This window comes from Streptomyces sp. DG1A-41, from assembly GCF_037055355.1.
Classification (GTDB): Bacteria; Actinomycetota; Actinomycetes; order Streptomycetales; family Streptomycetaceae; genus Streptomyces.
The window spans coordinates 3,877,682-3,899,973 of record NZ_CP146350.1; the positions used below are offsets into that span (position 1 = coordinate 3,877,682).

19 protein-coding genes and 1 pseudogene are annotated in these 22,292 nt (G+C 71.6%); 9 read left to right on the forward strand and 11 right to left on the reverse strand.

Annotation, left to right across the window (positions count from 1 at the left end; genetic code table 11):
* Nucleotides 1-584: 584 nt before the first annotated feature.
* Nucleotides 585-1,541 (reverse strand): aldo/keto reductase, encoded by a 957-nt coding sequence (locus V8690_RS17860; protein ID WP_338780055.1) that lies wholly within the window; start codon nt 1,539-1,541, stop codon nt 585-587.
* Nucleotides 1,542-1,732: 191 nt separating this feature from the next.
* Between V8690_RS17860 and V8690_RS17865 the strand changes: the two genes are divergently transcribed.
* The 4 genes from V8690_RS17865 (at nt 1,733) to V8690_RS17880 (ending at nt 5,457) form a co-directional block, all read left to right on the forward strand.
* Nucleotides 1,733-3,298 (forward strand): MFS transporter, encoded by a 1,566-nt coding sequence (locus tag V8690_RS17865; protein WP_338780057.1) that lies wholly within the window; start codon nt 1,733-1,735, stop codon nt 3,296-3,298.
* A 10-nt stretch (nt 3,299-3,308) separates the two neighbouring features.
* Entirely contained in the window at nt 3,309-3,740 is a 432-nt protein-coding gene (locus V8690_RS17870) for a hotdog fold thioesterase (RefSeq protein ID WP_338780059.1), read from the forward strand.
* 92 nt (nt 3,741-3,832) lie between these two features.
* Nucleotides 3,833-4,282: a MarR family transcriptional regulator gene (locus V8690_RS17875; protein ID WP_338780061.1), complete on the forward strand. Its 450-nt coding sequence runs from the start codon at nt 3,833-3,835 to the stop codon at nt 4,280-4,282.
* Nucleotides 4,283-4,572: 290 nt separating this feature from the next.
* Entirely contained in the window at nt 4,573-5,457 is an 885-nt protein-coding gene (locus tag V8690_RS17880) for an AfsR/SARP family transcriptional regulator (RefSeq protein ID WP_338780065.1), read from the forward strand.
* A gap of 551 nt (nt 5,458-6,008) precedes the next feature.
* Here the strand turns inward: V8690_RS17880 and V8690_RS17885 are convergent.
* From V8690_RS17885 to V8690_RS17895, 3 genes are all read right to left on the reverse strand, one after another.
* Complete coding sequence (locus V8690_RS17885; protein WP_338780067.1) at nt 6,009-7,052, reverse strand: 3-oxoacyl-[acyl-carrier-protein] synthase III C-terminal domain-containing protein; 1,044 nt, start codon at nt 7,050-7,052, stop codon at nt 6,009-6,011.
* A complete protein-coding gene (locus V8690_RS17890) occupies nt 7,052-7,549 on the reverse strand; it encodes a cupin domain-containing protein (protein ID WP_338780069.1) in 498 nt (165 codons plus the stop codon). Before V8690_RS17890 ends, V8690_RS17885 begins: the two co-directional genes overlap by 1 nt.
* Before the next feature lie 134 nt (nt 7,550-7,683).
* Complete coding sequence (locus V8690_RS17895; protein WP_338780070.1) at nt 7,684-8,559, reverse strand: helix-turn-helix transcriptional regulator; 876 nt, start codon at nt 8,557-8,559, stop codon at nt 7,684-7,686.
* 57 nt (nt 8,560-8,616) lie between these two features.
* On the opposite strand from V8690_RS17895, the gene V8690_RS17900 reads away from it, so the two are divergent.
* The 3 genes from V8690_RS17900 to V8690_RS17910 are packed head-to-tail and all read left to right on the forward strand — an operon-like array spanning nt 8,617 to nt 11,264.
* Nucleotides 8,617-10,086 carry an MFS transporter gene (locus tag V8690_RS17900; protein ID WP_338780071.1) on the forward strand — a complete coding sequence of 490 codons (1,470 nt, stop codon included), beginning with the start codon at nt 8,617-8,619 and terminating at the stop codon, nt 10,084-10,086.
* Nucleotides 10,087-10,108: 22 nt separating this feature from the next.
* Nucleotides 10,109-11,143, forward strand: coding sequence for an aldo/keto reductase (locus V8690_RS17905; protein ID WP_338780073.1), 1,035 nt, complete (start codon nt 10,109-10,111; stop codon nt 11,141-11,143).
* Nucleotides 11,133-11,264, forward strand: a complete 132-nt coding sequence (locus V8690_RS17910) for a DUF397 domain-containing protein (protein ID WP_338780074.1) — start codon at nt 11,133-11,135, stop codon at nt 11,262-11,264. Before V8690_RS17905 ends, V8690_RS17910 begins: the two co-directional genes overlap by 11 nt.
* Nucleotides 11,265-11,267: 3 nt before the next feature.
* On the opposite strand, the gene V8690_RS17915 is transcribed toward V8690_RS17910, so the two are convergent.
* Together V8690_RS17915 and V8690_RS17920 are read right to left on the reverse strand one after the other, a co-directional pair.
* A complete protein-coding gene (locus V8690_RS17915) occupies nt 11,268-11,408 on the reverse strand; it encodes a hypothetical protein (protein WP_338780076.1) in 141 nt (46 codons plus the stop codon).
* A 270-nt stretch (nt 11,409-11,678) separates the two neighbouring features.
* On the reverse strand, nt 11,679-12,704 hold the full coding sequence (locus V8690_RS17920) for a tetratricopeptide repeat protein (protein WP_338780078.1): 1,026 nt from the start codon (nt 12,702-12,704) through the stop codon (nt 11,679-11,681).
* A 1,561-nt stretch (nt 12,705-14,265) separates the two neighbouring features.
* On the opposite strand from V8690_RS17920, the gene V8690_RS17925 reads away from it, so the two are divergent.
* Nucleotides 14,266-14,781, forward strand: a complete 516-nt coding sequence (locus tag V8690_RS17925; RefSeq protein ID WP_338780080.1) for a DUF2165 domain-containing protein — start codon at nt 14,266-14,268, stop codon at nt 14,779-14,781.
* A gap of 8 nt (nt 14,782-14,789) precedes the next feature.
* Here V8690_RS17925 and V8690_RS17930 read toward each other — a convergent pair whose 3' ends face one another.
* Both V8690_RS17930 and V8690_RS17935 read right to left on the reverse strand, forming a co-directional pair.
* Complete coding sequence (locus V8690_RS17930; protein WP_338780082.1) at nt 14,790-15,350, reverse strand: hypothetical protein; 561 nt, start codon at nt 15,348-15,350, stop codon at nt 14,790-14,792.
* Nucleotides 15,351-15,433: 83 nt separating this feature from the next.
* Nucleotides 15,434-16,432, reverse strand: a complete 999-nt coding sequence (locus V8690_RS17935) for a glycosyltransferase family 2 protein (protein WP_338780084.1) — start codon at nt 16,430-16,432, stop codon at nt 15,434-15,436.
* A 106-nt stretch (nt 16,433-16,538) separates the two neighbouring features.
* Here V8690_RS17935 and V8690_RS17940 point away from each other — a divergent pair, with 106 nt between their 5' ends.
* Nucleotides 16,539-17,009: a GtrA family protein gene (locus V8690_RS17940; RefSeq protein ID WP_338780086.1), complete on the forward strand. Its 471-nt coding sequence runs from the start codon at nt 16,539-16,541 to the stop codon at nt 17,007-17,009.
* Between the two features lie 1,555 nt (nt 17,010-18,564).
* On the opposite strand, the pseudogene V8690_RS17945 reads toward V8690_RS17940, so the two are convergent.
* The 3 genes and pseudogenes from V8690_RS17945 to V8690_RS17955 all read right to left on the reverse strand — a co-directional run bounded on the left by V8690_RS17945 (nt 18,565) and on the right by V8690_RS17955 (nt 22,290).
* Nucleotides 18,565-21,149, reverse strand: a pseudogene (locus tag V8690_RS17945) (bifunctional FO biosynthesis protein CofGH).
* A 43-nt stretch (nt 21,150-21,192) separates the two neighbouring features.
* Nucleotides 21,193-21,399 carry a hypothetical protein gene (locus tag V8690_RS17950; protein WP_338780088.1) on the reverse strand — a complete coding sequence of 69 codons (207 nt, stop codon included), beginning with the start codon at nt 21,397-21,399 and terminating at the stop codon, nt 21,193-21,195.
* A 36-nt stretch (nt 21,400-21,435) separates the two neighbouring features.
* Nucleotides 21,436-22,290 carry an LLM class F420-dependent oxidoreductase gene (locus V8690_RS17955; RefSeq protein WP_338780090.1) on the reverse strand — a complete coding sequence of 285 codons (855 nt, stop codon included), beginning with the start codon at nt 22,288-22,290 and terminating at the stop codon, nt 21,436-21,438.
* Between the last annotated feature and the right edge of the window lie 2 nt (nt 22,291-22,292).

The window sequence follows — 22,292 nt, forward strand, 5'->3', positions numbered from 1 at the left end:
GGGGGCGCCGCTCTCGCGTGCGGCCGGGCTGCAGGAGTGCTGTCTCCGCGTGCGGCAGGGCTGCAGAAGTGCTGTCTCCGCGTGCGGCAGGGCTGCAGAAGTGCTGTCTCCGCGTGCGGCCGGGCCGTAGGGGCGCCGCTCCTGCGTGCGGCCGGACCATGGGAGCGCCGCCCTTTGCGTCCGGCCGGGCCGTAGGGGCGCCGCTCCTGCGTGCGGCCGGACCATGGGAGCGCCGCCCTCTGCATCCGGCCGGACCATGGGAGCACCGCCCTCTGCATCCGGCCGGACCATGGGAGCACCGCCCTCTGCATCCGGCCGGACCATGGGAGCACCGCCCTCTGCATCCGGCCGGACCATGGGAGCACCGCCCTCTGCGTCCGGCCGGACCATGGGAGCACCGCCCTCTGCGTCCGGCCGGACCATGGGAGCACCGCCCTCTGCATCCGGCCGGACCATGGGAGCACCGCCCTCTGCATCCGGCCGGACCATGGGAGCGCCGCCCTCTGCGTGCCGTCGGCCTTAGGAGCACGTCGGTGTGGCTCGGCCGTTGGCCCGGGGGTGTCGCGGTGCTTCCCGCGGAGCGTCTAGCGTGCGCCGACGGCCTCCGGCAGTGCGGCCAGTTCCGCCAGGTCCTCGGGGGTCAGGGTCAGGGAACCGGCCGCCACGTTGTCCTCCAGGTAGCGGCGAGTCTTGGTGCCGGGGATGACGCCGACGTGGTCGCCCTGGGCCAGCACCCAGGCGATCGCGACCTGGGCCACCGTCGCGCCGAGCCGGTCGGCCACGGTCCGGACCCGGTCGACGATGGCCTGGTTGGCGCTGATGGCCTCGGGCTGGAACCGGGGGATCCGGTGCCGCCCGTCCACGTCCGGCAGGTCCTTCGGGCTGCTGATCAACCCGGACAGGAAGCCCCGGCCGAGCGGAGCGAACGCGATGAACGCGATGCCCTCACGGCCGCAGTACTCCACCACGCCGCTCGTCAGGGCGTCGCGGCTCCACAGGGACAGTTCGCTCTGCACGGAGGCCACCGGATGAACCGCCTGTGCCCGGCCGATCTCCTCCACCGACGCCTCGGACAGGCCGAGCGCGCCGAGCTTGCCCTCCTTCACCAGCTCCACGAGCGCACCCCAGCTCTCCTCCACCGGCACCTCGGGGTCGATGCGGTGCAGCTGGTAGAGGTCCACATGGTCGACGCCGAGCCGCTTCAGGCTGGCGTCGACGGCGGCGCGCAGATACTCGGGCCGGCCGTCCCGGTGGCTGCGGTAGGTGGCGGGGTCGTCCACCACGAGCCCGCCCTTGGTGGCGAGCAGCGCCTTGTCGCGGTGTCCCCGCAGCGCCTTGCCGACCAGCAGTTCGTTGGTGAACGGGCCGTACTGGTCGGCCGTGTCGATCAGATCGGCGCCGATCTCCAGGGCATGCCGGATGACCCCGATGGACTCGTTCTCGTCCCGGCCCAGTTCGTCGTACCCCCACGACATGCCCATGCAGCCGAGGCCGACGGCCGCGAAGGTCCGCTGTGAGCCGCCCAGTTGGATCCTGCGCATCGCCGTGCGCACCGCCTTTCCCACTCGCCCGTGTGCCGTACCTGTCCGTTGATTGACAGGCCCTCATCTTTACACAGAACTCTGCCATACGACATTGACAGGCCCTATGCTCAGCTCCCTAATCTATGCCAGGGTTCTTACACATACCTGACTACACCCAAGTGACAATGAACAGACAGAGGTGATCCTCCGTGTCCACCGGCAACCCGCGGGCCACGCTCGCTGCGGCGTGCGTCGTCGGCCCGCTCATGACCCTGGTGGTGACCGGCCCGTCCGTGGCCGTCCCCGACATCGGCGCCGATCTGCACAGCTCACTCGCCGCCGCCCAGTGGGTGGTCGACGGCTACATGCTGACCGCGTCCAGCAGCCTCGCGGCCATGGGCTCGCTCGCCGACCGCGTCGGCCACCGCAGGATGTTCACCTGGGGCATGGCCTTCTTCGCCTTCTGGATGACCGTGTCCGGCCTCGCGAACAGCATCCTGCTGCTCGACGTCTCGCGCGCGATCGCCGGCTTCGGCAGCGGCGCGGCGCTCGCCTCCATCACCGCGATCCTGGCGCAGTCCTTCGACGGCACCGCCCGCGCGAAGGCGTTCGGCCTCTTCGGCACGTTCCTGGGAGCCGGCCTGGCGTTCGGGCCGATGTTCGGCGGCGTCCTGGTCAACCTGTGGGGCTGGCGCTCGGTCTTCCTCGTGCTGGCCGCGGTCTCGGCGCTCGTCCTGCTGAGCACTCCCCTGCTGCCCCGCTCGGAGCCCAACCGCGGGCCGCGCTTCGACTGGACCGGCACCTTCGCCTTCGGTTTCGGCGTCGCCCTGTTCGTGCTCGCCCTGGTGGAGGGGCCGGGCCGGGGCTGGACCGACCCGATCGTGCTCGGCTCGGCCGTCGGCTGCCTGGTCCTGATGGTGGCCTTCGTGGCGGTGGAACGCCGCACCGAGCACCCGATGTTCGACCTGGGCCTGTTCGCCCGCCCGCAGTTCCTGGCCGTCTGCCTGGTGCCGCTGGTGCTGGCGTTCAGCTTCGTGGCGCTCGTCATCGTGCTGCCGCCGTACCTGACGTCCACGAGCGGGATGTCGGCCGTCCGCATCGGCCTGGTCCTGCTGCTCCTGACGGGCCCGTCGCTGGTGATGCCCGCCGTCACGGGCATGGTCGCGCAGAAGGTCTCGCAGCGCGCCCTGTTCGTCGTGCTGCTGTGCTTCTCCGCCGTCGGCGCCGCCTGGCTGACGATGGTGGAGCCGGGTGCCCCGACGGCCGCGCTGGCCGGTCCCCTGCTCTTCCTGGGCATCGGGTACGGCATCTCGCTCGGCATCCTGGACGGCGCGGCGGTCTCGGCCGTCGAGCCGGAGCGGATGGGCATGGCCGCGGGCATGTTCAACACGGTGCGGCTCGCCTCCGACGCCGTCTCCATGGCCGGACTGGGCACCCTCGTCACGGCGCTCACCAAGAGCGCCCTGGACAGCGGTGCGGTGTCCGCGTACCCGGGCGGCGCCGAGGCGCTGACCTCGCGGGCGCTGCAGGGCGGTCTGACCGAGGCCGCCGAGTCGCTGCCGGCCGGCGAGGTGCGGGACCGCGCGGTGACCGCGATGGCCGACGCGTACGCCACCGGTCTGCACACCACCATGTGGATCGTCGCGGCGGCGTGCGTGGTCAGCGCGGTCGTCGTCGGCAGCCTGCTCTCGGGCGGGAAGCCGTCCGGGGACGCGCCCGCCGAAGCGTCCGGCGACCCGGCCTCGGCATCGCCCGAGCCCGCCTCCGCGCACTGAGGGGCCGGTCATGACTCAGACCGCCCTGGGGCCCGTCGAGGTCCTGCCCCCCTACGTCGACCAGCAACTGGTGGAGCGGCTCGGCATCGAGATCACCCACTGCGAGCCCGATCTCGTGGTCGGCACCATGCCGGTGGCGGGCAACCGCCAGCCGATCGGCCTGCTGCACGGCGGGGCCAACGCGGTGCTCGCCGAGACGCTCGGCTCGCTCGCCGCCTGGGTGCACGCGGGCGCACACCGGATCATCGTCGGCCAGGAACTGTCCTGCACCCACCACGCCGCGGCCCGCTCGGGGAAGGTCACCGGCTCCTGCCGGCCGCTGCACCTGGGCACGCACACCGCCACCTACGAGATCGTCATCAGCGACGAGCAGGACCGGCGCACCTGCACCGCACGGCTGACCTGCGCGATCCCGGCCGTCCGGCGACGGAAGGCCCGGTGACCGAAACAGCCCCGGGGAAGGACCGCAGGCCGGCCTGGCGAAGGCAATGCACGACTACTGCTTCGTCCTCTGCCGTATGCAAGACTATTGACATGGCGAACACGACGACGGAGACGGTCGCCGCTGGCCGACTCGGGCACACGATCAAGCGGGCGGAACAGGCCCTCATCGCACGCAAGACGGAAGTGCTGCGGGAGTTCGGCCTGACGGTTCCCCAGTACTCGGTCCTGCTGCTGCTGTCGGTCTCCGACGGCATGTCCGCGGCGCAGCTCGCACGGGAGTGCATGGTGACGCCGCAGACGATGGCCACGGTCCTGACCAACCTGGAAAAGGCCGGCCTGGTGTTTCGCGAACCCTCGGAACTCCATCAGAAGGTCGTGGTCAACCGGGCGACCCGGGCAGGCCGCGCCATTGCCAAGAAAGCCGACAAGGCGGCCTTGCGTGTCGAGGGCTCATTGAGTGCCGAATTCACGCCAGAAGAGCTGGCCCACTTCGAGGAGTACCTGGAGCGGGCGATCGCGCTGCTCGGTTCTCTGGACTGATCCGGCGGGCGCGCGGCCCTCACCAACTTGAATACTGCACGGCCGGGATAACCACGGTGAATGCCTCTGCGGAGCATTCACCGTGGTTCCCTTTTTCGCGAAGTGTGAGGCACGTAACAGGCACTGCTCCGACGCGTAAACATTTGTATCCGGTGCATGCTATAGGCGGGTTCCAGCCAAATCCCTGCTATGGTTGGCTAGTCACTCAGGGTAGGTGGTTGACGCCGCTCCGAGGGGCAGAGGTTCGGCCATTCCGTCGCTGGGCGGGATGGATGTACCAATAAGGGGGAATGGTGCAGATTCATGTCCTCGGCCCGATGACGGTCTTCGACTACGAGTCGGAACCGGTCGTTCTGGCGCCCAAGCCGCGTCGGCTTCTCGCCTTACTGGCTGTCAATGCGGATCGTGCGGTATCGGTCAATACACTGGTGCAGGAGTTGTGGGGGAGCAATCCGCCGCGCACCGCCACGGCGACGATCCAGACGTATATCGGCCAGGTCCGGCGGACCATCGCGGAAGCGCTCAGGAAGAGTGCCGCCGAGGTCGCCGACGAAATCCTCATAACCGAGGGCAGCAGTTATGTGCTGTCCACTTCGAGGGTCGCCCTCGACATCACGGAATACGAGCTGCTGTCGGAGGTCGGCAGTGCGGCCGTCCAGCGCGGTGAATTCGTGCGGGGGTCGGAGCTGCTGCATCAGGCGGTGGCGCTGTGGCGCGGTCCGGCGCTGGTCAACGTGGAGGCCGGTGAGCTGCTCGGCGCCCGGATCGTCCACCTGGACGAGTCGCTGCTGTGCACGCAGGAGCACCGGATCTACGCCGATCTCCAGCGCGGAGCGCACCACAGGCTGGTGCCGGAGCTCACCGAGCTCACCGCCCGCCACCCGCTGCACGAGAACTTCCACCGGCACCTGATGCTGGCGCTGTACCGGTGCGGGCGGCGGGCGGAGTCGCTCGCCGTCATGCGACGGCTGCGTGCCCGTCTGGTGGAGGAACTGGGTCTTGAGCCCTCGCCGTTCCTGGTCCAGATGGAGCAGGACATCCTGCGCGGCGAGCCGTCCCTGGACCGCACGCGGCCCAGACCGGCCGACCAGTGCGCCGGGCGTCAGCAGGACCGGGGGGCGGTACGGAGCGTGGTCCACAACCTGTCCAGGCCGACCATGCAGTCGGCCGGCTGAGCCGACAGGAGACACCCGGGGCCGCGAGGCACACCGCCTCGTGGCCCGGGATCGTGGGGTATCGGACTCCGCTCACCCGCTGCTGCTGCGGTGTTGTGCAGGGGCGGCGGCTTGCCTGCCGGGTGGGAGTCGGGAGCCCTCGCTTCGCTCGCCGGGGGCGGAGCCGTCCCGGGCATCCGCCGGGTGGGCGGCCGGTGTCGGAGTTCACCTGTCCGCGAGGGCGCCGGTGCAGCTGCTGCCGCCGGTGCTTGGCGGTTCGTCGAGGTCGGGGCGTTCGGCCCGGTGCTTGGTGGTTCGCCGGGTCAAGGGCTTCGACCCCGGCCCTTGATGGTTCGCCGGGGTCAAGGGCTTCGACCCCGGCCCGTGCGCTTTCGCCGGGTCGGAGTGTGCAGGCCCGGTCCTGGGGCGTTCGCCGGCGGTCGGAGTGTGCGGCGCCCGGTTTCTCGCTCGCCCGCTGGAGTCGGCCCGTCCGGACCGCAACCCGGTTCACCCGCCGGGGGAGGCGGCGTTGACAGCGCCCCGGCCCGGTGGGCAACGCGCGGTGTCCTGCCTCAGCCGCCGCTCACCAGGAGGCACGACCAGGTGAAGCCCGCGCCGGCGCTCACCACCAGGGCGTAGTCGTCGGGGCCCAGCAGTCGGCGGGTGTGGAGTTCCGCCAGGGTGGCCGCGGTGTCGCCGGCGCCGAGGTGGCCGGTGTCGGCTCCGGGGCGCAGCAGCTCCGCGCCGGTGAGCTTCGTCAGCAGGGGCGCATAGGCGAGGTCGACGGTCTTGCGGCCGAGGCGCGGGGCCACCACGTAACGCAGCGGGACGTCGCCCGTGCCCGTGAGGCCCACGCCCGCCAGGCAGGACTCCACCGCCGCTCGCAGCGCACCGCCGCTCGCCTCGGTGAACGTCTCCATGCCCTCCGCCTGGAGGTACGCCTTCTTCGTGCGGCGGATGTCGACCCGCGGGCCGAGCGAGCGGGCGGCCGGGGTGAACGGGTCGTCCCCCCGGTGCATCCGCTCCAGCCGGGGCGCGGCCACCGTCGACAGGGAGTGCAGCACCAGGTCGGCCGGCCTGCCGCCCTCGCCGCCCGGCAGATGGTGCAGGACCAGGGCCGTGGCCCCGTCGCCGTACGCGATGCCGTAGTCCCCGCTCCACCGGTCGAAGCCCGGCTCGAGGAAGGCGTCCGCGGTGGTCACCAGGGCGTGGCCGAGGCCGGGCTCGACGAACAGCCGGGCGGCGGCCAGCTCCACGGCCGCCGCACCGCCGTTGCACACCTGCTGGACGCCGACCGGCACGGCGGCATCGGCGCCCAGCTGGTCGGCGATGAAGTGCGCGGGCGACCACAGGTCGTGGCCCTGGTAGTGGATCCAGGCGTGCAGCAGGAGGCCCACGGCACGGGCGTCCACGCCCGCCGCCTCGAGCGCACGGCGGCCCGCCTCGACCGCCATCTCGGGCGGCGCCTGGTCGGCCACCGGCAGCCGGTCACAGCCCAGTTCGCCGGCGGTCTCCTGGTCGACCAGCGCCAGCCCGACGGCCTCCTGCGCGCTCTGCCGCCCTGGGGGCAGCCAGAGCGAGGGGCCCGAGATGCCGAGCGGGCGGGGCAGCCGCATCACTCGCCCCCGCGAGCCGCGTCCGTGCCGGTCGTGTCGCAGCCCGGGCCCGGGGCGGGCACGGTCGGGGCGGTGGCGTCCTTGGGGATGATGTCGACGACGTACAGCTCCACCGGCTCGGTGCCGTTGTTGACGCCCATGTGCACGGTGTCCGGGCCCACGGGCTCCACGAGCGACTCGCCGGGGCCGTACTCCCGCACCGAGCAGTCCGCGCCCTCGATGCGGGTGAAGGTGCCGGAGTTGATGACGGCGATCTCCTCGCCGACGTGGTAGTGCCAGCCCGTCGAGGCGCCCGGCTGCACCACCGCCTTGCGGTAGAGCACCTTGCGGTCTCCGTCGGCCTTGATCTTGAAGGGCGCCGAGGTGACGCCCTGGCTCAGGACGACCGCGCTCACCGGCGGCACCTCGGCCTGGGCGACGGGCTGGACGACGAATCCGGCGCCGAGCGTCACCGCGGCGACGGCACCGGCAGTTACGACCTTGCTCTTGCTGACCACGGTAGGTATTCCTCCGCTCACGGGAACCGGTCTCCGTGGTCATGTGTATCAGAGCATTGTCACAGGATCGAGCCCTGTCTTGACTTCCCATACAGGTCTCTTGTGGTTCTCCAGTGGTTCTCGTGCGGTCCTCCTCAACCGGCCTCGACCAGCGAGATCCTGCCCTTGCGGGCGTCCCGGCCCAGCAGTTCCATGACCCGCTCGCGGGTGTCCGTACCGGCCTGCGCCGTGTGCAGCATCAGCCGGACGCCCGGCCGGTCGGGGATCTGCAGCACCGAGTGCTCGAAGATCAGGCACCCCGCCCGCGGATGGTCGATGGCCTTCACGCCCCGGTTGGCCGCCGTGATCTCGTAACGCGACCACAGCTCGGCGAACTCCGCGCTCTCCTCGGTCAGCCGGTCCGAGATCCGGGTGAACTCCGGGTCGTCGGGGTAGCGGGCCGCGTCCCGGCGGAACTCGGACACCAGACCGGGGGCGATCTCCTCCCCATAACGGTGGCGGGCCCGGAAGGCGGGGTTGGTGAAGAAGGCCACCAGACAGTTGGTGTTGCCCTCGCGGAACCCGAAGACCAGCTCCGCGGCCCGGTTGGTCCCCGCGATGTTCCAGCACCGGTCGATGACGTACGCCGGGCTCGGCATCCAGCCCTCCAGCAGGGCCGTCAGCTGCGCGGTGCCGGGGGAGTCGTCCGCCGTGCGCCGCGGCGGGTTCATGCCCACCAACTGGTAGAGGTGGTCCCGCTCCACGGCGTCGAGGCGCAGCGTCCTGCAGACGGCGTCCAGGACCTGCTCCGACACCTTGATGTCCCGGCCCTGTTCGAGCCACGTGTACCAGGAGGCGCCGATGCCGGCGAGCATCGCGACCTCCTCCCGGCGCAGGCCCGGTGTGCGCCTGCGCGCCCCCGGCGGAAGCCCCACGTCCTCGGGCCGGAGACGCTCCCGGCGGGTGCGCAGGAACTGCCTGAGTTCCTCGCGTCGACGGGATTCCCGTACTGCGTTGAGGCTGGTGGTCATAAACCCAGGATAAGTACGGGCTCCCCGCGGCGGGTTGGGCATTGCGAGCCTCGACCCATGACTTCCGATCCCGTCAACTCGCCCGCCAAGGCGCGTTTCACCACGCGCCAGTGGCTCATCATCGCCCTGCTGTGCGGCGCGCAGTTCATGCTCGCCCTGGACTTCTCCATCCTCAGCGTCGCGCTCCCCGTCCTCGGCAAAGACCTCGGCTTCGCGCTGAGCGACCTCCAGTGGGTGGTCACCGCGTTCGCCCTGCCGTCCGGCGGCCTGCTGCTGCTCTTCGGCCGGGCCGCCGACCTGTACGGCCGCCGCAACTGGTTCATCGCCGGCATGGTCCTGTTCACGGTCGCCTCCCTGGCCGGCGGCCTGGCCCCCACGCCCGGCTTCCTGCTCGCCGCCCGCGCGGCCCAGGGCGTCGCGGCCGCCATGCTGACCCCGGCGGCGATGTCCCTGCTGACGACCAGCTTCCCGGAGGGCCCGCAGCGCGACCGCGCGCTCGGCATCAACGGCGCCCTGCTGTCGCTCGGTTTCCTCTCCGGCGTGGTGCTCGGTGGTGTCATCACCGACCTGACCAGCTGGCGCGTCACGCTCTTCATCAGCGTCCCGGTCGGCCTCGTCGCCTCGATCGCCGCCCCGGTCCTGATCAAGGAGAGCCGCAGCGAGGAGACGCCGCGGCTGGACGTCCTCGGCGCGATCACCGTCACCGGCGGCCTCCTGTCGGTCATCTACGGCATCACCTCGGCCGAGCGCAACGGCTGGGACGCCGGCACCACCCTGTCCGCCCTCGCCGCCGGTGTGGTGCTGCTGATCGCCTTCTTCGCCGTCGAGTCGCGGGTCGCCGCGCCACTCGTCGACCTGAACGTGCTGCGCCGCCGTACGGTCAGCTGGGGCAACACCACCGGCCTGATCACCTTCGCGATGATGACCGGCATGGTCTTCCTGCTCACCCTGTACATGCAGCAGGTGCGCGGGATGACGCCGCTGAACGCCGGGTTCACGTTCGCCGCGCTGGGCATCGCGGCCGTCCTCGGCGGTGCCTTCGCGGCCCGGATCATCGGCGCCATCGGCGTCCACCGGGCGCTGGTGTACGGCCTGCTGCTGCAGGCGGCGAGCACGGCCGTGCTCTTCTTCCTCGACACCGGCGACGCCGGCATGCCGCTGCTGCTGGTGGCCACCGCGACGGGCGGCTTCGGCCACCTCCTCGCGGTCGTCGGCTACATGATCACCGCGACCTCGGGCCTGCCGGACCACGAGCAGGGCCTGGCCACGGGTCTGGCCTACACCGGTCAGCAGCTCGGCGTCACCGTCGGCACCCCGGTCCTCGCCACGGTCGCCGCGGCCGGTATGGACGCCTCCGGCGGCAGCGGTCCCGCCGCGGTCCTGGACGGGGTGCGCTACGGCCTGCTGACCGCCGCGGGCGCGCTGCTCGTCGCGGGCCTGGTCGCCATCGCGTTCCTGCGGCCCCGGCAGACCGCCCCGAGCCCCGCCCCGGCGCTCGACGAGCAGGTCACGGCCGACGCCCGCTGAGACCGAGAGGATCCCGATCCCCATGCGTATGCGCTATCTGGGCCGCACCGGCCTCCAGGTCTCCGAGATCTGCCTCGGCACCATGACGTTCGGCGGCCGCCACGGCTTCCAGCACATGGGACAGCTCACCACCATCGAGGCCCGGCGGCTCGTCCACCTGAGCATGGACGCGGGCGTCAACTTCTTCGACACCGCCGACATGTACTCCGCGGGCCAGGCGGAGGAGGTCCTCGGCGCGGCCCTCGGCAACCGGCGCGACGACGTGATCATCGCGACGAAGGTGCGCTGGCAGATGCCCGACGGCAGCAGCGGCCCGAACGACCGCGGACTGTCCCGGCACCACATCGTGCGCTCGGTCGAGGCCAGTCTGCGCCGTCTGGGCACCGACCACATCGACCTGTACCAGACGCACGGCTGGGACGGCCGCACCCCGTGGGAGGAGACCCTGCGGGCGCTGGACGACCTGGTGCGTTCCGGCAAGGTCCGCTACGTGGGCGCCTCGAACCTGACGTCCTGGCAGCTCACCCGGGCCCTGGCGGCCAGTGAGCGGCTGGGTCTGGAGCGGTTCGCCTCACACCAGATCCAGTACAGCCTGGCCGCCCGCGAGGTCGAGTGGGAGCTGCTGCCCATGGCCGAGGCCGAGGGTGTGGGCGTCATGGTGTGGAGCCCGCTGGCCGGCGGTCTGCTCAGCGGACACCAGGAGCGGGACGCCACACCGCCGCCGGGCACACGGCGGGCGGTGGGCTGGTTCGAGCCGGTCGATCCCGAGCGCACGTTCGACACCATCGACGTGCTTCGCAAGATCGCCGAGGAGCGGCGGGTGACCCCGGCCCAGGTGGCGCTGCGCTGGGCGCTGGAGGGGCGCGGCGTCACATCGGTCGTCATCGGTGCCCGCAACGAACGCCAGCTCACCGACAACCTGGCCGCCACGGCCTGGTCGCTCACCCCCGAGGAGCGCGCCGCGCTCGACGAGGTCAGCGCCCCGCCGCTGCCGTACCCCTACTGGCACCAGGACTACTGCGACGCCGAACGCGTCAGGGAGCCCGGTGCGCAGTGACGGGTGCCCCACCCACCACCCCACCATCCACATCCGCGACTCCAAGAACAAGGACGCCGCCCGCCTGGCATTTACTGACGGCGCCTGGTCCGAATTCCTGGAGTTCGCGGTGGGACGCTGAGTCTCAGTTTTGGGCGGGGGCCGTTTCAGGGTCAGGAGTCGTGTCGTTCTCCTCGGCCTCCGCCCGCTCCTTCTTCAGAGCGAGTTCCCGGGCCAGGGCCTCCGAGTACAGCCTCATTTCCGCTTCTTTGCGCTCGTCGAACACCGATGCCTCCTTTGAATGCAGGGGTGTTGAGGGTGAAAGAGGGGGACCGGTCAGGCGGAAGTGCGCTGGAACCGGGAACGGCAGTGGCCCGGGAGTGAGTGTGCCGACTGGTGGTGGGGTTCGTCGGGAATCAGCCGCCGCACCATCGTCATCGCACACCTCCCAAAACAACTCGACCAGACCACAAGCCTCTTGGCTCAAAGATTACCCCACCACGACGCGATACGTCACGGTCGGATTACAACCGCACACAGCTCATTCGCATGCTGTTCACCCGGCGAGGACCGACTCCAGTACCGCACGGTCGGTATCCGAAAGGCGTTCCAGCGCCCCGGAGTCCAGTTCGCAAATCCCTTCCACGTCAGCCCGTGCCTCCGTAGGCCGGCCCATCGCCGCGAACAGTACGGCGCGGCGGCACAACGCCCAGACATACCCTGGCCGGAGTTCCACCGCCCGGTTCAGGTCGGCGAGTGCCTCCGCGTGGCGGCCGAGGTTGGCGAGGGATGCGCCCCGGCTCGCGTACGCCGAGGTGTAGGCGGGGTCCAGCGACAGCGCACGGTCGAGGTCGGCGACAGCCTCCTCGTCGCGGCCCGCGGCGCGCAGCGCGTCGCCGCGTTCGCAGCGGGCCCAGGGCCAGTCGGGGTTCAGGGCGAGGGCGTGGTCGAGGTCGGCCAGTTGGCGTCGGGGGTCGCCCAGCGCGCGCCAGACCCTGGCGCGGCGGGCGAGCGCCCAGGCGTAGTCCGGCTTGAGGTCCAGTGCCCGGCCCAGGTCAAAGAGGGCGGCGTCCAGGTCTCCGCGGCGTTCGTGCGTGGCTCCCCGGGAGGCCCAGGCGAACTCGTTGGCCGGGTCGAGGCGGATCCCTTCGCTCAGGTCCCGGATGGCCTCGGCGTGGTGCCGGGCGAGCCGGTGGTGTTCGCCGCGCAGGGCGACGTACCAGGAGTTGCCCGGCTCCAGCGCGACGGCCCGGTCCAGGTCGGCGATCGCCGCCTCGTCGTCGCCCAGCTCCCTGCGGATTCCGGCCCGTTGACGGTAGGCGACGGCCAGCTCCGGATCCAGCGCGACGGCCCGGTCGTACTCGGCGAGCGCCTGCGCGTACGCGGCCTGTCCGCGCAGCTCGTCCCCCGTACGACCCGGGCCCGGGCCTGGGTCGGCGCGTCGAGCACCGCGCGGCGCAGGAGCAGCCCGAGTGCGGTGGTGACACCCTCCGCGTCGAGTGCCGCCGTCAGATCGGTGCCCCACCCGGCCACCGCCGCCACGTCCGCGTCCTGGCCCGCGTCCACCAGCACGCGCGCCCACTGCGCGGCCACGCCGGCACCGGCTTCGCAGGCGTGGACGAAGTCCCGCAGCGCCTGCGGCAGCGCGTCCCGCTCACCCGCGCAGAGCAGGTGGTACACCTCGGCCAGGCGCAGGCTCCGCCACGTCTCGTCGGCCAACGGCTCGGCCCCGCCGGCCTCGGTCTCCTCCCGCCAGCCGCCGAACGTCCGCGCCAGGCGCCGCTGCCGTTCGGCCCATCCGCGGGGCGACCGGCTCCGTTCCGCGCGCAGCATCGGTGCCCGTACGACGTCGTGGAAACGCAGTCGTCCCCCGCCCTGCTCGCCGACGAACGGCATGCTCCGCAACCACTCGTAGAGCGGCTCCAGTTGCTCCTCCGGGCAGTCGCTGACCGCCCGGAACACGTCCGCGTCCAGCCATCTCGGCAGGGCGCAGGACAGTGCTGCCGCTCGGCGTGCCGGGTCCCGCTCCCATTTCAGGAAACGTTCCACCGCCGTGGCGCTCGGGTCGCCCACGTCGTCCGGGTCGGCGGGGCGGGACTCGGCGAGGGTGGAGACCAGGACGGGAAGGCCGCCGGTGAGGCGCAGGACCTCCTCGACGACCGGTTCGGCGGTCACGCCCTTGCCGGCGAGCAGGCCGCGTGCCTCCGCCTCGGTGAAGGGGGACAGTGGGACGTCCGTCATGAAGTCCCTCAGGCCGCCCCAGAGGGCCGTGTCCCAGGGGCGCTGGCCCGCCGTGACCACAACGGCCGTGGCCGGCATGGCGCCGTGGCGGTCGGTGGTCATCGTCTCGTGCAGCCAGTGGTCCAGATACGGGGCCGTCCGCTCGTAGGTGTCGAGGAAGAGGACGATCCAGGGGGCCGAGGTGGCGGCCTGAGAGAGTTCGCGCAGGAGCACCGGGGTGAGCACCTGCTCCGGGGCGAAGACCAGCCGCACGTCCTCGTGGTCGCGGAAGCGGGCGAACACGCTCTCCCGGAACCGGTCGACCCCGCCCGCGAGTTGGTCGGAGTCGAGCAGGCCCGCGAGGGGGCCGACCACCGGGACCATCCCCAGCGCGACCACCCCGGCCCGGGCCGCCACCCTCCCGCCCGCCGACGGACCCGCGTCCTCAGCCTGCGCGTCCAGTGCGGCGAGCGCGGCCAGCTCCGCCTCGTGCCTGCGTTCGTCGTGGGCGGCGAGCATGCGGTCGAGTTCCTTCAACCGGCGGCCCTGCGCGGCGAACTGGCGGCTGATCTCCCTCATGACCACCGGCACGCTGCCGCAGCTGTCGTCCACGTACGCGGTCAGCGCGCCCTGTTCGCGGGCGATCTGTTCCCACTCCCGCAGGAGGAAGGTCTTCCCGACGCCCGCGTTGCCGTGCACGTGGAAGCGGAAGCGGTGGCGTTCGTCGTGCGGAGGAGTGTCGAAGTTCGCTCGGAACAGGGCCCGTTCAGCGGCCCGGCCGACGAAACCGGCCCGGGTCCGCTGCCGTATCAGGTCCTGCATCGACGGTCTCGCCTGCGCCATCCGTACGTCCCCTCGCCCCGCCTCGGCTTCCGTCGTCATTCTGTCGCGTCGGCGGCCGCCGCTCGGGAAGAATGATCGGCATGGCCACCTCCTCAACATCACGCCGCGGCGCGCTGCCTCTCGCCGCCGCCCTGCTCACCGCCTCCGTCGCCCTCTACATGGCGCTGGTCGCGTTCGGGAACATCACCGACTTCGGCACCAACCAGCAGTTCGTCCGGCATGTGCTGGCCATGGACACCACGTTCAAGGACGAGGACCTGATGTGGCGGGCCGTGACGAGCACGGGACTTCAGGACGCCGCCTACGTCGCGATCATCGTCTGGGAGACCGTCGCCGCGCTCGTCCTCATATACGGGACCTGGCTGTGGGCCAGACGTGATCAGCGGCAGGCCCGGCGGATGTCCACGTACGGGCTGCTGATGGTGCTGCTGCTGTTCGGCGCCGGGTTCATCGCGATCGGCGGTGAGTGGTTCTCCATGTGGCAGTCGAAGAGCTGGAACGGGCTGGACGCGGCGACCCGCGTGTTCCTGTTCAGCGGGCTCGTACTGATCGTCAACCACCTGCCGTCCCCGGCGGCGGAGAAGACGACTGGCTGACCCGGCCGCTACTTGACCACGGTCACCGTCGTGCCGACCGTGCCGAACGCCCACAGTGCCGTGCCGTCCGCCTTCCGCATCCTGACTCCGCCCGTCTTGGCGCCGGAGTCGGCGGGAGGCGGCGAGGCGCCGTCGACCGCGTTGGAGAAGGCGACGGAGACACCGGACTTCGCGGTGAAGTAGAGGACGTGCTCGATCTGGACGCCGTCCGAGCCGGTCGTGGCCTGGTTGCGGGACGACACCGTGTACGAGCCGGGGTCGGGGCTGACCGTGCCCGGCCACACGGTGAACGTACGGCGGGTCGACTCGCTCGCGTCGACCAGCCACACCCGCTTCTCGCCGAGGGAGTAGACGATGCGCCGGCCGGTGCCGGAGCCGTCGGGCACCCGGGCCGGGACGGACGCGGTGGGGGTGGGCTGCGCGCCCGCCGACGCCGTGGTGCTCGGCTTGGCCGAGGTGGCGGTGGGGTGCGGGCCCCGGTCCGCCTGCACGGCCAGGACCGTCACCGCGGCTATCGCTCCCACGGTCAGCCCGGTCACCCAGGCCCACGAAGGAAGTCGGGCAGGCACGGGCACGCATCTCCTCAGTCACGGGACCCCGCGGAACGGGGGTTCCGATCATCGTACTGCGAGCCTGCCGCTCCCCAGGCGGCTCAGGGGCCGTCCACGGCTTTCCGGACCGGGACCGGGCCGGTGCCGGCTCCGTGGGCGGTGTAGCGCGAGGTGCGGACGGGGGCCGGGTAGGAGAGGTGCACGAGCCGGGTCTGCTCCTGCCGCATGTGGGTGAGCGACTCGAGGATGTAGCCCACGAGCAGGACGAGCGCGGCGATGGTCATGATCGCGGCGGCGAGGATCGCCGTGGGGACGCGGGGCACCGTGCCCGTGCGGATGAAGTCGGCGATGACGGGGATGCCGAGGACGACCGAGATCAGGGCCAGGACGCCGGCGATCACGGTGTGGACGAGGGAGGGGCGCTCGCGGCGCGCCAGGTCGAGGATGACCCGCAGGATGCGCCAGCCGTCCCGGTAGGTGCGCAGCTTGCTCTCGCCGCCGGCGGGCCGGACCCGGTAGTCCACGACGACCTCCGCCGTGGGGAGTCGGAGGTGGAGGGCGTGGATCGTCATCTCGGTCTCGGTCTCGAACTCCCGGGCCAGCGCCGGGAAGGACTTCACGAAGCGCCGCGAGAAGACCCGGTAGCCGCTGAGCATGTCGGTCACGTCGTTGCCGAACAGGGACCGCACGGCCCCGGTGAGCAGCTTGTTGCCGACCGCGTGCCCCGCCCGGTAGGCGCCGTCGTCCGTCACCCGGCGGGCACCGACGACCTGGTCGTACGGCCCCTCGAAGAGCAGGTCGACCAGGTCCCGGGCGCGCGAGGCGTCGTAGGTGTCGTCGCCGTCGATGATGAGCACCGCGTCCGCGTCGACGTCGGCGAAGGCGCGGCGGATGACGTTGCCCTTGCCCTTGCGGGGCTCCTGCCGGACGATCGCGCCCGCCGCACGGGCGACCTCCGCGGTGCGGTCGGTGGAGGCGTTGTCGTAGACGTAGACGACGGCCTCGGGGAGGGCGGCGCGCAGGTCGCGGACCACCTTGCCGACGGCCGCTTCCTCGTTGTGGCACGGCACGACACACGCGATCGTCGGTTCCACGACCACTCCCCACTCCTCAGCTGAGCTGGTGTCAGATATTCCAATATGGGGAAATGATGGGATATGAGCGCGCCCATGAGGTGGGGGCGCGCCGGGTGGCTAATCTCGCTTCGTGCCGGCTTTCACCTCTGTGACGCGTTCCGTCCGTGATGCCGTACGGGGTGTCTGGCGCGAGGCCGCCAAGTTCTCAGTCGTCGGGGCCCTGGCCTTCGTCGTGGACAACGGCGGCTACAACCTGCTGGTCTTCGGGCTGCCCGGCGGCGCGGAGGGCGGGCCGATGGGGGCCGCTCCCGTCCAGGCGTCCGTCGTCGCGACGAGCGCCGCCGCACTCTTCAGCTGGGCCGGGAACCGCTACTGGACCTACCGCCACCAGCACCGCGAGAGGGTGGCCCATGAACTGGGCCTGTTCCTCGTCGCGAACGGCGTCGGTCTCGCCATCACGGCGGGTACGGTCTTCGCGTCCCGGCAGCTGCTCGGACTGGACTCGCCGCTCAGCGACAACACCGCCCGCATCCTCGGCTGGGTGCTCGCGACCCTGTTCCGCTTCTACGCCTACCGGCGCTACGTCTTCGTCGCACCCTGAGACGTCGGCATCCGACGACCCGCTAACATCCGGCATATGGGACAAATGCCATGGGTGCCGCGTGCGCAGCGCTGGGTCTGGGGGCTGGCCGGCATCGCCGCGGTCTGCTGCCTGGGCACGATCCTCGTGTTCGCCCCCGGCTACCTGAGTCCCGACAGCCTCGACCAGCTCCGGCAGGCCAGGGGGCAGACGCCGCTGACCGACTGGCATCCTCCCGTGCTCAGCCTGGTCTGGCGTGCGCTCATCGCCGTGACCGGCACGTTCGCATCCATGGCCGCCCTCCAGGCCGTCGTCCTCTGGGGAGCGCTCTGGGTGCTGGCCTGGTGCGTCTGGGAGCTGACCGCGAGCCGGGCCGGTTCGCTCGCGGTGCTCGGGCTCGGGGCGGCGCCCTTCGTGCTGACGTTCGTCGGGGTGGTGTGGAAGGACGTGCACGCGGCGTTCGCGCTGCTCGCCGCGTGCGCGGTCGCGTTCACCGGGCTGCGGATCCGAGACAGGCGGGTTCGGCCCGCCGTGCGGTGGGGGCTGCTCTGGCTGGGCGTGCTGTTCCTCGCGTACGCCATGCTGGTGCGCAAGAACGCCTTCGTCGCCGCGATCCCGGTCTTCGTCATGCTGGTCCTCGCGCTGTGGCGCGCTCCCGGACGCCGTACGTGGGTGATGTGCACGGCTGCGCTCGTGGCCGCCCTCGTCGTGCCGGCCGCCGCCATCTCCCTGTTCGCGCGGCCCCTCCAGACGAAACAGGGCGCGCAGATCATGATCGACGACCTGGTCCATGTGCTGGAGGCGGAGGAGCTCCGGTCGGCGGACGTGCCGCCCGACCTGCGCGACCGCCTCGTGGCCGCGGCTCGGGAGTGCAGGCGCGTCGGCGCCCTGTCGGACGCCTACTGGGCCTGTTACGAACGCCCGGCGGACGGGCTGCGCGGGGACTCCGGCGATATCACGTCCCTGTGGCTGCGCGAGATGAGCGGACATGTACCGCACTATCTCCAGTACCGGCTGCGGCTCTTCACGAGTCTGCTGTTCGAGACCGGTTATCCGTACCATCCGGGGATCAGCCGCAACGACCTGGGCATCGAGGTGGCGCATCCCCGGCTGGAGGACATGCTCGACACGTACGTCACCGGCATGGCCACGGACGCGCGGTGGCTGTTCCGGGGCTGGTTCTGGCTGGCCGTCGCGCTGGTGCTCGCGATCCGCCCCGGCAAGGGCACCTTCTCGATGCCGGTCCGGGCACTGGGCATCAGCTCGGCGGCCTACGTCCTCGGCTATCTGCCGATCATGCCCGCGACGAACTTCCGCTACCTCTACTGGCCGGCGATCGCCTGTTCCCTCGGCCTGCTGCTGCTTTGGCTGGGCCTGGCACACGGCTCCCCCACGACCGGAGCCCCCCGGCACCACCGCCGACCGCACCTGGACGGCACGTCAGCCGGCGGACGCCGGGGGCCAGTAGACGGCCCGCGGCACCGGCCAAACCGCAGCGCGGCCGCCCGCCACCGCCGACCGCGCCGTGACAGCGCACCAGCCGGCCGGAACCGGGGGCCAGTAGACGGCCAGCCGCTCAGTCCAGCACCGGCAACAGCTCGGGCAGATGCCCGTCCGACGCCCGCGCCACCCGCTGCCGCTCCTCCGGGACCTCCCCGTACAGGGTGTTCCGGGGCCTCGCCGGGCGGCCCGCGGCGTCGGCCACCGCGACGAGGTCCTGGACCGACTTGTACGAGCCGTACGACGAACCCGCCATCCGGGAGATCGTCTCCTCCATGAGCGTCCCGCCGAGGTCGTTGGCGCCCGAGCGGAGCATCTCGGCCGCGCCCTCGGTGCCGAGCTTCACCCAACTGGTCTGGATGTTGGGGATGTACGGGTGCAGGAGGAGCCGGGCCATGGCGGTGACCGCGCGGTTGTCACGCATGGTCGGGCCCGGGCGGGCGATCCCCGCGAGGTACACGGGGGCGTTGGTGTGCACGAACGGCAGCGTCACGAACTCGGTGAAGCCACCCGTGCGCTGCTGGATGCCGGCCAGGGTGCGCAGGTGCCCGAGCCAGTGGCGGGGCTGGTCCACGTGCCCGTACATCATCGTCGAGGACGACCGGATGCCCAGTTCGTGGGCCGTCGTCACGACCTCGATCCAGTCCGCCGCGGGCAGCTTGCCCTTGGTGAGGATCCAGCGGACCTCGTCGTCGAGGATCTCGGCGGCCGTGCCCGGGATGGTGTCCAGGCCGGCCTCTTGGCGGCGGTCAGCCACTCGCGGACGGACATGCCGGTGCGGGTCGCGCCGTTGACGACCTCCATCGGCGAGAAGGCGTGCACGTGCATGCCGGGGACGCGTTCCTTCACGGCCCGCGCGATGTCGAAGTACGCCGTGCCGGGCAGGTCCGGGTGGATGCCGCCCTGCATGCAGACCTCCACCGCGCCGACGTCCCAGGCCTGCTGGGCCCGGTCGGCGACCTGGTCCAGGGACAGGGTGTAGGCGTCGGCGTCCGTGCGGCGCTGGGCGAAGGCGCAGAAACGGCAGCCGGTGTAACAGACGTTGGTGAAGTTGATGTTGCGGGTGACGATGTAGGTGACGTCGTCGCCGACGGCCGACCTGCGGACGTCGTCGGCGACCTGCGCGAGGGCGTCCAGGGCCGGGCCGTCCGCGTGCAGCAGCGCCAGCGCCTCGTCGTCGGTGAGCTCCGTGGGGTCGTCGGCCGCGGTGCGCAGGGCCTGCCGTACGTCGGTGTCGATGCGCTCCGGTGCCATGCCGGGGGCGGCCGCCTCGCGCAGGGCGGCCCAGTCGCCGTACACCTCGTCGAAGTCGTCCCGGCGGTCCGAGGTGCGGCCCTCGCTGTCGATCGAGGAGTGCAGGTCCGTGCGGCCGGACGCCACGAAGACCTCCTCCGGCTCCTGCCACGGCAGGCCCTGGGGAAGGGCCTCGGAGCGGGCGAGGCCCGTCTCCGGGTCGGCCAGCGCCGCCACGTGCGGGCGCAGCCGCGGGTCCAGCCAGGGCTCGCCGCGCCGCACGAACTCCGGGTACACGCAGAGCCGTTCGCGCAGTTCGAAACCGGCCGCCCGGGACTTCTCGGCGAGCTGGTCGATCTGCGGCCAGGGGCGCTCGGGGTTGACGTGGTCGATGGTGAGCGGGGACACCCCGCCCCAGTCGTCGATGCCGGCGCCGATCAGCCGCTCGTACTCGTCGTCGACGAGGTTGGGCGGGGCCTGGATACAGCCCGAAGGCCCCATGATGAGGCGGGCGACGGCCACCGTGGCGACCAGTTCGTCCAGTTCCGCGTCGGGCATGCCGCGCATCGCGGTGTCCGGCTTGGCGCGGAAGTTCTGGATGATCAGCTCCTGGACGCCGTGGTAGGCGCGAGAGACCTTGCGCAGCGCGAACAGGGACTCGGCGCGCTCCTCATAGGTCTCGCCGATGCCTATGAGGATGCCGGAGGTGAAGGGGACGGAGGAGCGGCCCGCGTCCTCCAGGACGCGCAGGCGGACAGCCGGTTCCTTGTCGGGAGAGCCGTGGTGGGGGCCGCCCGGCTCGGACCAGAGCCGGGTCGCGGTCGTCTCCAGCATCATGCCCATGCTGGGCGCGACCGGCTTCAGACGCTGGAAGTCGGTCCAGCTCATGACGCCCGGGTTCAGGTGCGGGAGGAGCCCCGTCTCCTCCAGGATGCGGATGGAGATGGCGCGGACGTAGGCGATGGTGTCGTCGTAGCCGTGCGCGTCGAGCCACTCGCGCGCCTGAGGCCAGCGGTCCTCGGGCTTGTCGCCCAGGGTGATGAGGGCTTCCTTGCAGCCCAGGGCGGCGCCCTTGCGGGCGATGTCCAGGACCTCGTCGGGGGACATGAACATCCCATGGCCCTCCCGGCGCAGCTTGCCCGGGACCGTGACGAACGTGCAGTAGTGGCACCTGTCCCGGCACAGCCGGGTCAGCGGGATGAAGACGCTCTTCGAGTACGTGATGACGCCGGGGCGGCCGGCCGCCTCCAGGCCCGCGTCCCGCACCCGGGCGGCCGAGGCCGCCAGGTCCTCCAGATGCGCACCCCGGGCCTGGAGCAGGACGGCCGCCTCGGCGACGTCGAGGGAGACGCCGTCCCTGGCCCGTTTCAGGGCGCGACGCATGGAGTTCTCGGTGGGGCCGGTTCCGGAGGTCGCGGAAGTCGTCATCCTTCGAGCATACGATCGCGCTGATCAACTGGGCCGGGCCCCGTCAGTGGAAGGCCAGCCACCCGATGCCCACGGCGGACACGAGGCCGCTGAGGACCACGGCGAGGGGCCTGTGGCGGTGCAGGACGAACCAGACCAGCGCGGCGGTCACGAGCACGGCCGACGTGCCGATCGCGGCGCGCAACAGCCCTTGGCTGTAGCCGTATTCGGTGAAGTGCCGCGCGAGCCACGCTAACCAGGCGATCCTCATGACGGTGTGCTCTCCCCCAGTGTCCGGTCCGAGTTGTCAGGTACCTGGAAGATATCCCGTCAGCCCGTCCAGCGCCTTCAGAACCTCCGCCTCCCCCGCCGGCGGCAGTTGCGCCACGACCTCCTCGATGCCGAGGTCGGCGTAGTGGGCGAACTTGCCCGGGCTCGGATGGACGGCGTACGGGACGACCTGGAGGGCATGGGGATCGCGGCCCGCCTCGGTCCAGGCGGTGCGCAGCAGCGGCAGGGACTCGGAGAGGCCGCGGCCGCCGATGGGCAGCCAGCCGTCGGCGTACTCGCAGATGTGCGCGAACAGCTTCGGCCCGGCGGCACCGCCGACGAGCGTGCGCGGGCCGACGACCGGGCCGCGCGGCTTCTGGACGGGCTTGGGGTGGGCGTGACTGGCCCGGACGCCGCCGAACTCCCCCTCGTACGCGACCGGTTCCTCCGACCACAGCGCCCGCATCAGCGCCATCCGGTCCCGGACCAGCTCGCGCCGGGTGCGCCACCGTACGCCGTGGTCGGCGGCCTCCTCGACGTTCCAGCCGAAGCCGAGCCCGAGCGTGAACCGGCCGCCGGACAGGTGGTCCAGGGTCGCGATCTGCTTGGCCAGGGCGATCGGGTCGTGCTGGGCGACGAGCGTGATGCCCGTGCCGAGACCGAGCCGCTCGGTGACGGCGGCGGCCTGGCCGAGCGCCACGAACGGGTCGAGGGTACGGCCGTACTCGCGCGGCAGCTCGCCGCCCGCCGGGTACGGGGTGGCCCGCTCGACGGGGATGTGCGTGTGCTCGGGCAGAAACAGCCCGGCGAAACCGCGGCCCTCCAGCTCACGTGCGAGCCGGGTCGGGGTGATCGTCTCGTCGGTGAGGAAGATCGTTACGGCGATGCGCATGG